This is a genomic window from Ancylobacter sp., assembly GCF_965279025.1.
GTDB lineage: Bacteria > Pseudomonadota > Alphaproteobacteria > Rhizobiales > Xanthobacteraceae > Ancylobacter.
Map to the genome: position 1 here is coordinate 3,940,663 of NZ_OZ257132.1, position 14,959 is coordinate 3,955,621.

At 66.3% G+C, this 14,959-nt stretch carries 14 protein-coding genes; 12 read left to right on the forward strand and 2 right to left on the reverse strand.

The features are described from left to right. Positions 1–343: 343 nt before the first annotated feature. Positions 344–1,111: a LuxR C-terminal-related transcriptional regulator gene (locus ACQY76_RS18410; RefSeq protein WP_428030143.1), complete on the reverse strand. Its 768-nt coding sequence runs from the start codon at positions 1,109–1,111 to the stop codon at positions 344–346. A gap of 241 nt (positions 1,112–1,352) precedes the next feature. Then, positions 1,353–2,036, reverse strand: a complete 684-nt coding sequence (locus ACQY76_RS18415; protein WP_428033053.1) for a L,D-transpeptidase — start codon at positions 2,034–2,036, stop codon at positions 1,353–1,355. Positions 2,037–2,223: 187 nt separating this feature from the next. Here ACQY76_RS18415 and ACQY76_RS18420 point away from each other — a divergent pair, with 187 nt between their 5' ends. From ACQY76_RS18420 to ACQY76_RS18475, 12 genes are all read left to right on the forward strand, one after another. Beyond that, on the forward strand, positions 2,224–3,231 hold the full coding sequence (locus ACQY76_RS18420; RefSeq protein WP_428030144.1) for a LysR family transcriptional regulator: 1,008 nt from the start codon (positions 2,224–2,226) through the stop codon (positions 3,229–3,231). 120 nt (positions 3,232–3,351) lie between these two features. After that, a complete protein-coding gene (locus ACQY76_RS18425) occupies positions 3,352–4,140 on the forward strand; it encodes a FadR/GntR family transcriptional regulator (protein ID WP_428030145.1) in 789 nt (262 codons plus the stop codon). A gap of 152 nt (positions 4,141–4,292) precedes the next feature. Continuing rightward, positions 4,293–5,492 (forward strand): mandelate racemase/muconate lactonizing enzyme family protein, encoded by a 1,200-nt coding sequence (locus ACQY76_RS18430; protein ID WP_428030146.1) that lies wholly within the window; start codon positions 4,293–4,295, stop codon positions 5,490–5,492. Positions 5,493–5,504: 12 nt separating this feature from the next. After that, positions 5,505–6,275: an SDR family oxidoreductase gene (locus ACQY76_RS18435; RefSeq protein WP_428030147.1), complete on the forward strand. Its 771-nt coding sequence runs from the start codon at positions 5,505–5,507 to the stop codon at positions 6,273–6,275. 52 nt (positions 6,276–6,327) lie between these two features. Further along, entirely contained in the window at positions 6,328–7,359 is a 1,032-nt protein-coding gene (locus tag ACQY76_RS18440) for a TRAP transporter substrate-binding protein (RefSeq protein WP_428030148.1), read from the forward strand. A 107-nt stretch (positions 7,360–7,466) separates the two neighbouring features. Next, a complete protein-coding gene (locus ACQY76_RS18445; RefSeq protein WP_428030149.1) occupies positions 7,467–8,048 on the forward strand; it encodes a TRAP transporter small permease in 582 nt (193 codons plus the stop codon). After that, positions 8,045–9,325, forward strand: coding sequence for a TRAP transporter large permease (locus tag ACQY76_RS18450; RefSeq protein ID WP_428030150.1), 1,281 nt, complete (start codon positions 8,045–8,047; stop codon positions 9,323–9,325). The genes ACQY76_RS18445 and ACQY76_RS18450 overlap by 4 nt, the downstream gene beginning before the upstream one ends. A gap of 47 nt (positions 9,326–9,372) precedes the next feature. Beyond that, the gene (locus tag ACQY76_RS18455) at positions 9,373–10,416 is read left to right on the forward strand and encodes an L-idonate 5-dehydrogenase (protein ID WP_428030151.1); all 1,044 of its coding nucleotides are present in this window, start codon (positions 9,373–9,375) and stop codon (positions 10,414–10,416) included. Between the two features lie 38 nt (positions 10,417–10,454). Beyond that, on the forward strand, positions 10,455–10,946 hold the full coding sequence (locus ACQY76_RS18460; protein WP_428033054.1) for a gluconokinase: 492 nt from the start codon (positions 10,455–10,457) through the stop codon (positions 10,944–10,946). A 100-nt stretch (positions 10,947–11,046) separates the two neighbouring features. Further along, positions 11,047–11,406, forward strand: a complete 360-nt coding sequence (locus tag ACQY76_RS18465) for a HigA family addiction module antitoxin (protein ID WP_428030152.1) — start codon at positions 11,047–11,049, stop codon at positions 11,404–11,406. Then, positions 11,396–12,904: an ATPase domain-containing protein gene (locus ACQY76_RS18470; RefSeq protein WP_428030153.1), complete on the forward strand. Its 1,509-nt coding sequence runs from the start codon at positions 11,396–11,398 to the stop codon at positions 12,902–12,904. The genes ACQY76_RS18465 and ACQY76_RS18470 overlap by 11 nt, the downstream gene beginning before the upstream one ends. Beyond that, positions 12,891–14,957 (forward strand): ATP-binding protein, encoded by a 2,067-nt coding sequence (locus ACQY76_RS18475; RefSeq protein ID WP_428030154.1) that lies wholly within the window; start codon positions 12,891–12,893, stop codon positions 14,955–14,957. The genes ACQY76_RS18470 and ACQY76_RS18475 overlap by 14 nt, the downstream gene beginning before the upstream one ends. Positions 14,958–14,959 lie beyond the last annotated feature (2 nt).

Consider the following 14,959-nt stretch of genomic DNA (forward strand, 5'->3'; position numbering starts at 1 on the left):
GCGGCCCGCGGGACATCGACTGCGCCGCCGGAGCCGCCGAATGTCTGGGCGCCGGCGGGAGAGGCGATGAGGGTGCCGGCGAGCATGCACAGGACGAGAAGCGACACGCTTCCCAGCGCCGCGGCGCGGGTGCGGGCTGGCGCGACGGGGTGGCAGCCCTGCAATTCGCGTAGCTTTCCCGCCCGCATCCCAGCGTTGCACACCATCGCCCCGTCCCCCCGCGACCGCCCCGGTCGACCTCTGCGCGCAACCGGAGTTCCGACGCCGTGGTGGTATAATAGGCGACGGATTTTCGAGGTTCATGTCCTCTAAATAGAGGATAGGCGCGGGCCGGCGCCGGTCCTTAGCCGGCGCTGTTGAGCCAGATGCTCATCAGTTCCGCCCGGCTGCGCACGCCGAACTTTCGATAGATGCGGGTGACGTGCTGGTGCGCGGTGGAGGTCGCCATTTCAAGGCGTCCGCCGATCTCCTTTTCCGAGGCCTTGGTGAGCAGCAGGTGCAGCACGCGCCGCTCGGTCGCGGTCAGGGGCGAGGAGGCCAGCAGCAGGCCGTGGCTTAGCATGAGCTGGCGGTGAAACCATTTGATGCCGCGCAGGGCCAGCATCAGCAGCTGGATCTCCTCATCGGTAAAGCTCCGCGCGGAATAGAAGCCGAAATGCGATTCGCAGTCGTCGTTCAGCGGGAAGGCGACGAAGACCGCGTCGACGGTGCCCACCCGCCCGTAATGCTGCTCGTAGAAGGGGGACGAGAACCACGCCGCCGGCAGTTCGCGGCGGAACGAGTAGCTGCGGAACGTGCCGACGCCCCGCATCGGCAGGAGGAAGGAGGGGTCGATCTCGCGGCGTTCCCAGGCTTCGAGAATCACCTTGAAATGCTGCTCGTCCGGATGCGGGGCAACAGGGTGCAAGGCCTGAACGGCGGCCACGCGCCAGCCCTGCAGCGCGTCGCCCTCCGCCGGGCCGGGCAGGCGCAGGGCGCCGGCCCATGTGGCGTTCCAGGCCCGCGACGCCGTGCACAGCCACGACATGAGGCGCGCCGCCGCGGCGCTGGATTGGCCGGCCTCGAAATCGGAGAGCTCGTCCCAAAGCTGATGAACGCCTTCTGTGTCCATGGAAACCTTCGGCGGAAAGGGCTGCAGCTGGGAGATGCCGGTGTTCTGGTGTGTGTAAGCTAACGGTTCGTAAACCACACGCAACAAACCGGGGCAAGAGACCACGGATACTGGGACGAGCCGGGCCGGCAGTCGCTGCCGCGCCCCGCCGGGCGCGATGCGCTACCGGCATCGACGCGCGGGAATGGCTTCACGGTCTCCGGTTGGGGATGGCGCGACCGACGCCGCCGCGCCGCAGGCCTCACGCTGAGGGGCGGCTCGTCGCGGGGCTCCCAGGCAGCACGACGACCCTCGCGCCAAGGGGGACCCGCCGGTAGAGGTCGATGATATCCTGGTTAAGCAGGCGGATGCAGCCGGATGATACCATTGTGCCAATGGTAGACGGCTCGATCGTGCCGTGAAGCCGGTAATAGGTGTCCTGGCCGTCGCGGTAGAGATACAGCGCGCGCGGGCCGAGCGGATTTCCGGGGCCGCCGGGAAGGCCCTCCTTCACGGGGCCGTAGCGCTCGGGTTCCCGCTTGATCATGTCGGGCGTGGGGCGCCAACCCGGCCATTCGGCCTTGCGGGAGATTCGCGCCTCGCCGCGGAAATTGAAGGCTTCCTGCCTGCCCACCCCGACGCCGTAGCGCAGGGCGCGACCATTCTCCAGGACGAGATAGGCGTAGCGGGCGGCGGGATCGACGACCACGGTGCCCGGCGCTTCGCCGGTCCTGTAGGGCACTTCCCGGCGCAGGAATTCGGGCGCGACCTCCGTCAGGTCGATGGCCGGGACGGGAAAGGGTTCGCTATCGATCTGCGCGTACATCGAGAGATAGGAGGCATCGCCGCCCGGCGCGGGGAGGCCGGCCACCGGTTTTTCCGCCCTCGTGCAGTTGGCCAACGCAAAGGGGACACCGCCCATAAAAACACGTCTGCTTAATTTCATTCGACGACCAACCTCCCGCGACACCGTTGGCGCAAGGAGACGCAGACGGCGCCCAAACCGTCGATCCGTTATTGGGTGATTGGGCCCATAGCCAACAGTTATGGATTGGCGTGCTAGTGTTATGGCGGACGGACGCTCACGTGCCTCGTCTTCACCGGTTTCCAATCATTGATGGGTCAATGTTGAGATGGATATCGCCGCCGCCCTCAGAGCCTTTGTGCGCACCGTCGAGCGCGGGTCGGTCACGGCGGCGGCGCGCGACCTCGGCATGTCGCAGCCCGGGGTTACCAAGCATCTGGGAAATCTCGAACGCCATGTCGGCGCCCGCCTTCTCGAACGCTCCTCGCGTGTCGTGCGGCCGACCCCGCAGGGCCAGGCCCTTTATGACGCGAGCCACGGCGCGCTGGTCGCGATCGATGCGGCGCTGGAGGGGATCCGGAGGGACATGGGCGTGGTGGAGGGCAATTTCCGCATCCATGCCCCGTCCTGCATCGGCACGAAGCATCTGCACCGCATCGTCATGGCCTTCCAGCGGCAACATCCGATGGTCACGGTCGATCTGATCCTCGACAACAGGGATGTCGACCTCATCTACGAGAACTTCGATCTGGCGATAAAATATGGCCGCCCGGCCGATCAGGAACTGATCATCCGCCGGATCGGCTTCAGCCGCCGGATACTTGTCGCCACGCCCGGTTTGCTCGAACAAATGGGACCCATCGACACCCTCGCGCGACTGTCGGAGGTCGGGCTCGTCACCAGCGCACGGGTGATCTCGCCGCGCGATGTGCTGGTGCTTCGTCACCGCAATGGCGAACTGGCCAATGTGCCCATCCGCTCGGTGCTGCGCACCAACAGCGCGGAGGTCATCGCCTCCACGCTGATCAACGGCCACGCCGCCGGTCCGGTGCAGCAGCTTCTGGTGAACCACGAACTGGCTCAAGGCCGCCTCGTTCGCATTCTGCCCGACTACGACGTCCGGCCGACCGACGTCTTCCTCGCCTACCCCTCCGTCCGCTTCATGCGCCCGATCGTGCGCGCCTTCACCGATTTTGCCGTTCCCGCGCTACGGTCCGTCGAAGGGATCACGAGCGGACATGAGATCTGGGGGATGGACGAGGACGAACTTCCGGATGACGTTCGGAATGGGGGAGCCCCGGCGGAACATGCGCTCGTCGGCGCGACGGGGAACTGACTGGCGGAAGCCGCGTGCTCGCCGAGGCGGCAGCCGTAAGACCCCCAAACCTGCCATTGACGACCCATTCATCATACGTATGATGAATGCATGACTCTCTACCACGACACGCTTGAGCGATTGGGCAAGGATATCTGCGCGGGCCGGTATCGCCCGGGGCAGGTGATTCCGGCCGAGCCGCTGCTGTGCGCCCAGCTGGGCGTCAGCCGTATCGTGCTGCGGGAGGCCATCAAGGGGCTGGCATCGAAGGGCATGCTGGAGGCCCGGCGCCGCACCGGCACGGTGGTGCTCGAGCAGAGCCGCTGGAGCCTGCTTGATCAGGAAGTGATGATCTGGCGCGCCGACGCGAACGGCGTCGACCTGGCCCTCGGCTCCGACATCATGGAACTGCGCCGTATCATCGAGCCGGCGGCGGCACGCCTCGCTGCCGAGCGGGCCAGCCCGGCCGAGCTCAAGACGCTGCGGGCGGCGTATGAGGCGATGGCCGCCGCCGTCGACGGGCAGGGCGACTATGTCGCCGCCGACATCGAATTCCACAGCACCATCATCCGCGCCTGCGCCAATCCCTTCGTCACCCAGCTGCAGAGCGTGATGTCGACGGTGCTGCGCATCTGTTTCGAGCGCGTCGCCGCCGTCCCCGGCGGTCGGGTGCATTCGCTGCCGATGCATCGCCGGGTCTGCGAGGCCATCGAGCAGCGGCGCCCGTCGGAGGCCGGCGATGCCATCATCGCGTTGCTCGACGACGCGGAACGCGACATGCGCCATTTGCTGAAGGTGGATCCCGAAGCCTTTCGTACGCCGGCCCAGACGGCCAGCGTGGCGGAGATACAACGAGCCGATCGAGAGCTCGACCGCAACAAAGACGGTGAAATCCTGGAGGAACGCCATGCCCGGATCGCCCTGACATAGGCGCGCTGCGCCTGCGCAGTCGACCGCCCGCGCCACCCTGAGCTGCCACGCAGCTCCGGCAGGCCGCGGCACCTCATTTCCGAATTATTCGCCAGCTCGCCCGTCGGGGCAGGCAAGGGCGGGTTGCGACCTTGAGCCTTGTGCACGTCATCATGAAAATCACAGCCATCGAAACCATCCGCGTCGCCGAGTTCGCCAATCTGCTCTGGGTGCATGTCCATACGGACGAGGGCGTGATCGGCCTCGGCGAAACCTTTTATGGCGCCGGCGCGGTCGAGGCGCACATCCATGACACGCTCGCCGGCCGGCTTCTCGGCCGCGACCCACTGCGCATCGAGGCGCTGAACCGGGAGATGGTGAACCTGCCGCTGGCGCAGGCCTCGACCGGCGTCGAATACCGCGCGGCCTCGGCCATCGACTTCGCGCTGTGGGATATTTTCGGCAAGGTGTGCAACCAGCCGGTCCACCAGATGCTGGGCGGCCTCGCCCATGACAAGCTGCGCCTCTACAACACCTGCGCCGGCTACAAATATGTGCGCTCCATGAGCATCAAGCCGGTGTCCACCTGGGGCCTCGGCGAGTCCGAGGGGCCCTATGAGGATCTCGACGGCTTCATGAACCGCGCCGACGAGGTGGCGGAAAGCCTGCTCGACGAAGGCATCACCGCCATGAAGATCTGGCCGTTCGATCCGGCCGGCATCGAGACCGGCGGAAACTACATCACCGCCGAGCAGATGAAGACGGCGATCGAGCCCTTCGAGAAGATCCGCAAGGCGGTGGGCGACAAGATGGAGATCATGGTCGAGTTCCACTCGCTGTGGAACCTGCCGACCGCCAAGAAGATCGCGCGGGCGCTCGAACCCTATGCGCCCACCTGGTACGAAGACCCGATCCGCATGAATTCGCCGCAGGCGCTCGCCGAATATGCCCGCTCGACCGATGTGTGGGTGTGCGCCAGCGAGACGCTGGGCTCGCGCTTCGCCTATCAGGACTTCCTGAATGTCGACGCGATCGGCGTGGTGATGGTGGATCTGTGCTGGACCGGCGGCCTGACCGAAGGCCGCAAGATCGCCGCGCAGGCCGATACCTATCACCGCCCCTTCGCGCCGCATGACTGCACCGGCCCGGTCTCCTTCGCGGCAGCCATCCACTGCTCGTTCAGCCAGCCCAATACGCTGATCCAGGAATCCGTCCGCGCCTTTTATCGCGGCTGGTACACCGAGTTGGTCACCAACCTTCCCCGCATCGAGAACGGCTACGCCTATCCGATGGAAGGTGCCGGGCTTGGCCTTGAGCTGCGGCCGGACATCTTCACGCGCGCCGACGTCACCCTGCGCCGCAGCGCGCTCTGAGAGGGCTCCGCCATGTCCAACCCGCTCTTTTCGCTTCACGGCCGTACCGCCCTCGTCACCGGCTCCGCCCGCGGCCTCGGCTATGGCATCGCCCGGGGCCTTGCACAGGCCGGGGCGCAGGTGGTGCTCAACGGCACCAAGCCCGGCACCACCGAGGAAGCCCGCAAGACGCTGGAAGCCGAGGGCTTCCTGGCTCATGCTCTGTCCTTCGACGTGACAGATGATGCCGCGGTGGCTGATGCCTTTGCACAGCTCGACGCGCAGGGCATCGAGGTCGACATCCTGGTCAACAATGCCGGCATCCAGTTCCGCAAGCCGATGGTCGATCTCGACCCGGCCGACTGGCGGCGGGTGCTGGAGGTCGATCTCACCAGCGCCTTCCTGGTCAGCCAGCAGGCGGCGCGGCGGATGATCGCGCGCGGACGCGGCGGCAAGATCATCAACATCGCCTCGCTGATGAGCCAGGCGGCGCGGGCCACGGTGGCGCCCTACACGGCGGCGAAGGGCGGCATCAAGACGCTGACCCATTCCATGGTCGCGGAGTGGGCGCAGTTCAACATCCAGGCCAACGCCATCGGTCCCGGCTACATGGCGACCGACATGAACGAGGCCCTGATGAACGATCCGGCCTTCGATGCCTGGGTCAAGGGCCGCACCCCGGCCAAGCGCTGGGGCCAGCCCGATGAACTGGTCGGCGCGGCGGTGTTCCTCGCCTCGCCGGCCTCCAACTACGTCAACGGCCAGCTCATCTATGTCGACGGAGGCATGCTGGCCGTCCTGTAAGCGGCACGAAACGCCGCGCTTCACAAAAAATCAGTCACCAAGGAGAAACCCCATGACGACCACTATCGGAAAGAACACTGCCATAGGCCTGCGCGCCTCTATTGCCGCACTGCTGGCCGCGACGCTGCTCGCCGCCGGCCCCGCCGCCGCCGAGATCAAGGCCAAGATCGGCCACGCCATGCCGGACAGCCATCCGCAGGCGGCGGCGATGAACAAGTTCGCCGAACTCGTCGGCACCTACACGAACGGCAATGTGAAGGTGCAGACCTATCATGGCGCCGTGCTCGGCAGCGACGAGAAGCAGCTGCAGGCGGTGCAGGCCGGCACCCAGGAACTCTATATCGGCACGCTGGCGCCGCTGTCGTCGCGGGTGAAGGAAGTGCAGGTCTGGGATCTGCCGTTCATGTTCCAGAACACCAAGGAAGTCTACGCCGTGCTTGACGGCCCTTCCTCCAAGCAGATCTTCGAGAAGATCGAGCCGTCGGGCCTCATTGGCCTCACCTGGACGGGCATGGGCTTCCGCAACCTGTCCAACAGCCGGCACCCGGTGACCAAGCTCGACGACGTGTCCGGCCTCAAGCTGCGCGTCATGGCCAACCCGGTCGCCCTCGACACCTGGAAGACCATCGGCGCCAACGCCACGCCCATGCCGTTCTCGGAGGTGTTCCCGGCTCTTGAAGTCAAGGCCATCGACGGCCAGGAAAATCCGCTCCTGCACATGTATGCCAACAAGATGCAGGAGGTGCAGAAGTACATCTCGCTCACCAACCACGTCTATACGCCGGTGGCGCTGGTGGCCTCGAAGAAGTTCTGGGACAAGCTCACCCCGGCGGACCAGGACGGCATCCGCAAGGCGGCGGTGGAAGCGGGCCTGCTGCAGCGCAAGCTGCTGGATGAAGGCGACAGCGAAGTCATCGCCAAGTTCAAGGAAGCCGGCGTCGAGGTCGACGCGGTGCCCGCCGACCAGCTGGCGCGCATCCAGGAGCAGGTGAAGCCGGTGGTGGCGAAGTTCAAGCCGCTGATCGGCGACGCGTTCGTCGACGGCTTCTACGCCGAGATCGAGAAGGCGCGCAGCGCCAACTGAGCGATCGCCAACCGGCGGTCCGCACGCGCGGACCGCCGCGCTTCCCCTCCCATGGCGCACGCTGCCTGACGGCGGCGGTGCGGGCTCGGCTCTCGCGAGGTGTCTCGATGAACCAACTGCTCAAGTTGGCGATCGCATGGTTCTACCGTGTGATCGAGGTCGTGATGGTGCTGTGCATGGTAGTCATGCTCGTCACCGTCTTCGGCAATGTGGTGCTACGTCTCGGCTTCAATACCGGCATCGACCTGTCGGACGAGCTGCCGCGCTTCGCCTTTGTCTGGCTCACCTTCCTCGGCGCCATTGTCGGGCTGCACCGGCGAGCGCATCTGGGCGTCGATCTGGTGGTGCGGGCGCTGCCTCTGCTTGGCCGCAAGCTGTGCTGGGGCATCAGCCAGGCGATCATGCTGGTGTGCGCCCTCTACATGCTCTACGGCACCTGGCTGCAGCACGACATCATCGCCGGCAATTCCTCCCCCGTCGCGCAGATATCGACGCTTTGGGTCTATGGCGTCAGCTACATCACCAGCGTCGCCATCGCCCTCATCTGCATGGCCAATCTCGTCCGCCTCGCCCTCGGCCATGTCGCCGAGGAAGAGCTGATCGACGTGAACGAGGAGGGCATGTCCGAAATCCACGACATCGAGCACGAACTCGCGGACAAGAGCACCGGCAAGGGAGCGGCGTCATGATCGTCCTCGTCTTTATTGGTTCCCTGCTCGGCCTCATGGCGCTCGGCATGCCGGTGGCCTTCGCGCTGATCGGCTGCGGCCTCGCGATGATGTTCTACATGGGCATCACCGATCCGCAGATCATCATCCAGAACATGTGGGACGGCGCCAACAGCTTCCCGCTGCTCGCCGTGCCCTTCTTCATGCTCGCCGGCGAGTTCATGAATGCCGGCGGCATGACCCGGCGCATCATCACCATGGCGATGGCCTGGGTGGGCCATATTCGCGGCGGCCTCGGCTATGTGGCGGTGATGGCGGCGGTGATCATGGCCTCGCTGTCGGGTTCTGCCGTGGCCGACACCGCCGCGCTGGCCTCCGTGCTGGTGCCGCTGATGCGCAATGCTGGCTATGACGTGAACCGCTCCTGCGGCCTCATCGCCTGCGGCGGCATCATCGCCCCGGTCATTCCGCCCTCCATCGGCATGATCATCTTCGGCGTCACCGGCGGCGTGTCCATCACCAAGCTGTTCATCGCCGGCATCGTGCCGGGCGTGCTGATGGGCGTCGCGATCATGCTGGCCTGGCGCTGGTGCATCGCGAAGGACAATCCGCGCGTCGAGCCGCGCCGCTCGCTGTCCGAGCGGCTCATCGAGACGCGCGACGCCTTCTGGGCGCTGCTGCTGCCGGTCGTCATCATCGGCGGCCTGAAGTTCGGCATCTTCACGCCCACCGAGGCTGCCGTCATCGCCGCCGTTTATTCGCTCTTCGTGGGCCTGTTCATCTATCGCGAGATCAAGCTGCGCGACCTGTTCCACCTGATCTACCGTGCGGCGGAGACCACGGCGGTGATCATGTTCCTGGTGGCGGCGGCCGGCGTCTCGGCCTGGCTGATCACCACGGCCGACATTCCCCAGCAACTCGCCGACATTGTCGCCCCCTTTATGGACAGCCCGATCCTGCTGATGGCGATCCTTATGGTGCTGGTGTTCATCATCGGCACCGCGCTGGATTTCACCCCGACCGTGCTGATCCTCACCCCGGTGCTGATGCCTGTTGTGAAGCAGGCAGGCATCGACCCGGTGTATTTCGGCGTGCTGTTCATCATGAACAATGCGCTGGGCCTGGTGACGCCGCCGGTGGGCACCGTGCTCAACGTGGTCTGCGGCGTCGCCAAGGTCCCGATGAGCGGGGTCATACGCGGCGTGCTGCCCTTTCTGATCGCCCAGACCATTGTGATGTTCCTGCTGGTGGCCTTCCCGCAGATCGTCATGTGGCCGCTGCACTGGATGACCCGCTGAAGGCGGGGCGTCTCGTCACCTTTCGTGTTGCAAGGACCTGAACGCACATGCGTGCCATTGTCATCCACGCCCCGCACGATCTGCGCCTCGAAGCCATGCCGGCCGCCGCACCCGGCCCGCACGACGTTGTCGTGCGCATGGGGGCGGGAGGCATTTGCGGGTCGGACCTGCACTATTTCCACCAAGGCGGCTTCGGCGTGGTGCGTTTGCGGGAACCTATGGTGCTGGGCCATGAGGTGGCCGGCAAGGTTACGGCTGTCGGGGCGGCCGCGACCTCGGTCAAGATTGGCGACAAGGTCGCGGTGAACCCGTCGGGCCCCTGCGGGCAGTGCGATTACTGCCGGCAGGGCCTGCGCAACCAGTGCCTCGACATGCGCTTTTATGGTAGCGCCATGCGCTTCCCCCATGTTCAGGGGGCGTTCCGCGAGGAGATGACGGTGCCGGAAGCGCAGGCCGTGAAAGTCGCCGACGATGTCGACCTGTCGCTGGCCGCCCTGTGCGAACCCTTCGCCGTGGCGCTCCACGCCGTGGCGCAGGCCGGCGACCTCGACGGCAAGACCGTGCTGGTCTCCGGCTGCGGCCCCATTGGCTGCCTCGTCATCGCTGCGGCGAAGCTCGCCGGCGCGGGCGCCGTCATCGCCACCGACATCGCGCGGGAAGCGCTCACTATTGCCGCGCGGCTGGGGGCGACGCGGTGCGTCAACGTCGCGGACGGCACCGGTGACCTCGCCGATCTCGCGCAGGACAAAGGCCGCGTCGATGTCGCCCTCGAATGCTCCGGCAATGGACGTGCGCTCGCCAGCGCCATCGAACTTACCCGGCCGCGCGGCACGGTCGTCCTCGTCGGGCTTGGCGGCGAGCTGCCGCTGCCGATGAACGCCATTGTTGCCAAGGAACTCGACCTGCGCGGCAGCTTCCGCTTCGACGCGGAGTTTGCCCGCGCCGCCGCGCTCATTTCCACGGGACAGGTGGACCTCACCCCCTTGCTGACCGGCAGCTTCCCGATCGAGGAGGCGGATGCAGCCTTCGCGCTTGCCTCGGACCGAAGCCGGGCGATGAAGGTCCAGTTCCGCTTCGGCGACGCCTCGTGACCCAGACGGCGCGGGGAGGGCCGCCCGCCGTCTTGGTGATGGGCGTGAGCGGATGCGGCAAGTCGTCGGTGGGGCAGGCGCTTGCCGCGATGCTCGACGCCGATTTCGTCGAGGGAGACGCGCTCCATCCGGCTGCCAGCATCGCCAAGATGGCGCGCGGCGAACCGCTGAACGACGATGATCGCCAGCCCTGGCTCGAAGAAATCTGCCGGACCATCACCCGGATTCGGGCCGCCGGGCGCGGCGTCGTGGTCTCCTGCTCGGCGCTGCGCCGGGCCTATCGCGACCAGCTCCGCCTGGCCGGGCCGCTCGACATCGTTTTTCTCACCGGCTCCCGGGCGGTGCTGGCCGAGCGCATGCGCCGGCGCGCCGGCCACTTCATGCCGCTCGCGCTTCTCGACAGCCAGCTCGCCACGCTGGAGGACCCGACCGGCGAACCGGATGTGGTGACGATCGACATCGACCGCCCGCTGATCGAGGTGATCGGCCGTGCACGGGAAGCGATCTGCCGCTCTCCTGACCTGGTCTGAGGCCCGGCAGGGACACAGAGCGCCGCCTTCAAGGGCCGTGCGCGCACGCTATGGGCGGTAGCCGGTGGAACCCTCTGTCGCGTTGCCCGTTACATTTTCCATGAACGCGCAACACCGTGATACGGACCCAACAGGCAGGACGACCGCGCATCCCGGCGCGCTCCTGCGCAGCCATGTGCTGCCCGGTCTGCGCTTGTCCGTAACCCAGGCAGCCCGCGATCTCGGGGTGACCCGGCAGGCCTTTCACCGCGTCCTTGCGGGAGACGCGGCCCTCACGCCGGAGATGGCCGTGCGCCTCGAGCGCCTTTGCGGCATCCCCTCCGAATTCTGGCTGAACTGTCAGAACCGGTTTGAACTGCAGCATGTCGGGGAGAAGCTGGCGCCGGAGCTGGCCCGTATTCCCCGCCGGGTTCTGCCCGAGGAAACGATCCAGCTGATTGGAGTGAACCATGGACATTAGTGGGGTCCAACCGCAGAAGGCTCGCACTGGCGTCCCTGGGCTTGACGACATCCTGTCGGGCGGCCTCACCGTGGGGCACGTGTTTCTGCTGGAGGGCGACCCCGGAACCGGCAAGACGACAGTGGCGCTGCGCTTCCTGCAGGAAGGCGCGGCGGCCGGTGAAACCTGCCTCTACATCACGCTGTCCGAGACCGAGCAGGAGCTCAGAAACGGCGCGGCGTCGCATGGCTGGACTCTGGATGACAACATCACCGTGTTCGAGCTGGTCCCGGCGGAGAGCCTGCTCGATGCCGACCAGCAGCAGAGCCTGCTCTATTCCTCCGACCTCGAACTTGGCGAGGCTGCGGCTTCCATCATCCGCGAATTCGAGCGGGTAAAGCCCAGCCGCGTGGTGCTGGACAGCCTGTCTGAAATCCGCCTGCTGGCGCAGAGTTCGCTGCGCTACCGGCGGCAGATACTGGCGCTGAAGCACTATTTCGCCCGCCACGGCGCCACCGTGCTGCTGCTCGACGACCGCACCAGCGAAACCTCAGACAAGACCGCCCACAGCGTCGTCCACGGGGTGGTTCTGCTGGAGGAATTAACGCCAGTCTATGGAGCGGAACGGCGGCGGCTCCGGGTTTCGAAATATCGCGGCCAGGCCTTTCGCGGCGGCTACCACGACCTCTCGATCAAGACCGGCGGCGTGACGGTGTTCCCTCGGCTGGTCGCCTCGGAACACCGCAAGAGCTTCCCCCGCACCCAGATGAAGAGCGGCGTCCCGGAGTTGGACGCGCTGCTGGGCGGCGGCATCGAGCAGGGGTCGAGCACGCTCCTGCTGGGCCCTGCGGGCACCGGTAAGAGCACGTTTTCCCTGCAATTCATCACCGCAGCGTGCCTGCGCGGCGAGAAGGCGGCGATCTACGTGTTCGACGAAGAGCTGGGGCTGCTGTTCGATCGGGCGAAGGCGATGGGTTTCGATCTTGAGGGGCTGCGGGATGCAGGCCTGCTGCATATCGAGCAGCTCGACGCGGCCGAGCTGTCGCCGGGCGAATTCGCCCAGCGCGTGCGGCGCCAGGTCGACAGCATGCAGGCCAAGGCCATCGTGATCGACAGCCTGAACGGCTATCAGGCCGCAATGCCTGAGGAGAAGGCCCTGATCCTGCACATCCACGAACTGATCCAGTACCTGAACCGTCAGGGCGCCAACACTTTCCTCGCCATCGCGCAGCATGGCCTGATCAGCGAGATGAGGTCGCCGGTCGACATCACCTATCTCGCGGATACCGTCATCCTGCTTCGCTACTTCGAGGCGCTCGGCAAGGTGCGCCGCGCGGTCTCGGTCATCAAGAAGCGGATGGGCGGGCATGAAGAGACGATCCGGGAATATCGCATCAGCGAACAGGGCTTGAGCCTTGGCGCCCCGCTTGAGCAATTCCAGGGCGTTTTGCGTGGCGTGCCGTCCTTCTTTGGAACGGCGGAACCCCTGCTTCCCGGGACAGACAATGACCGAAGCTGAGCCTCCCGCGACGCCCGCCGTCATCTTTGCCCCGCATGGGCGCGATGCGGCCATCGCCCACGCGATGCTCACAGGGGCGGGGATCGAGGCGACGATCTGCGCCGATCTGCGTGATTTCGAGAACCGACTCGACGAGCGCGCCAGCTTTGCTGTCATCGCCGAGGAGGCGCTGCACGGTGTCGACCTAGGGGGGATTCGCGCGCGGCTGCTGGCGCAGCCGGCATGGTCGGATGTGCCGCTCATCATCCTGACCCGCCGGGTCTCGACCTGGCAGCGTCCGCCTCTGTCAGTCCCGCTTACCGACACGACCGGCAACATCACGCTTCTCGAACGCCCCTTCCACCCCGAAACCTTCATCAGCGTGGCGCAGACCGCCTCTCGCGGGCGACAGCGGCAATTCGAAGCGCGCAAGCGCATGGAAGAGCTTCACGAAGGTGAGGAGCGCCTGCGCACCGCCCTTCTCGCAGGCCGCCTCGGATCATGGGAACTGGACCTGAAGAGCCGCGAACTCAGCGCTTCGCCGGTATGCAAGGCAGTGTTCGGCAGGGCCGCCGACGTACCGTTCGGCTATCACGAACTGCTGGAAGCGACCCACCCGCCGGACCGCCGGCTTCTGCGCGAAGCGGTCGCCGCCGCCGTCGGGGCCCGCGGCGAATGTGCGGTCGAGTTCCGCAACATCTGGCCGGACGGCAGCACTCACTGGGCCGAAATTCGTGCCCGCGTCGTGCGCGACAGCACGGCGCGCCTGCTGCGCCTCGTGGGAGTGTCGTCTGACATCACCGACCGCAAGGAGAGCCAGCAGGCGCTGACGGCACTCAACGAGGTGCTGGAAGAGCGCGTCGCCGAGCGGACGGCCGAATTGACCGCCGCCCATGCCGCCGTGCTCGCCGAGATCGAGCACCGGAAGCGCGCGGAAGAGCAGTTGCGCCAGGCCCAAAAGATGGAAACCATCGGCCAGCTGACCGGCAGCGTCGCGCATGATTTCAACAATCTTCTCATGGCGGTACTGGGCAATCTTGAACTGATCCGCAAGCATGTGTCGGACAATCCCAAAGTGCTCCGCCTGCTGGATGGGGCTTGGCAAGGTGCGCAGCGTGGCGCCGCGCTGACCCAGCGCCTGCTTGCCTTCGCACGCCGGCAGGATCTCAAGGTCGAGCCCAAGAACCTGTCCGATCTCATCCGCGGTGCGGCCGATCTGATCGAGCGCTCGGCCGGTTCCGAGATCGAGCTGCGCCTCGACCTGCCGGACGACCTGCCGCTGGCGCTGGTCGACACAAACCAGATCGAGCTGGCGGTGCTCAATCTCGTCGTCAATGCGCGCGACGCCATGCCGGAGGGCGGCGTGCTGTCGATCGCCATCGACCACCAGCAGGTTCCCGCGTCGGCCGACCTGCCGGCCGGGCACTATCTGCGCCTGACCGTGTCCGATACCGGCGAGGGCATGGACGCGGCGACCCTGCAGAAGGCGACGGAGCCCTTCTTCTCGACCAAGGAACTCGGCAAGGGCACCGGCCTCGGCCTGTCGATGGTTCACGGGCTGGCGGTGCAGCTGAATGGCGCGCTGCGGCTGACCAGCGAGACGGGACGTGGCACGAGAGCCGAGCTGTGGCTGCCTGTCACCAGCCTGCTGGCGATCAACGAGCCGGCGAGCGCCGCAGGGCCGCTCCCGCCTAAGGCGGACAGGCTCACCATCCTCGTGGTGGACGACGACGCGCTGATCGCCATGAGCACGGTGGATATGCTGGAAGACCTCGGCCATGAGGTCATCGAGGCCCATTCGGGCGAGCACGCCCTCGAAATCCTCGGCAATGGCCAGCTGGTCGACATCCTGGTCACCGATTTCTCGATGCCGAAGATGAACGGCGCCCAGCTTGCCATGGCCGCCCGGCAATTACGGCCCGAACTCCCCATCCTGCTGGCGACCGGCTATGCCGAGCTGCCCCCGGGGTCGGGCATCGATCTGCCGAGGATCGGCAAGCCTTATCAGCAGGAACAGCTGGCGGCGGAGATCGTGAAGCTGCTCGGGGAGGGCGTGCCACGCGCGGTGCATTGAGC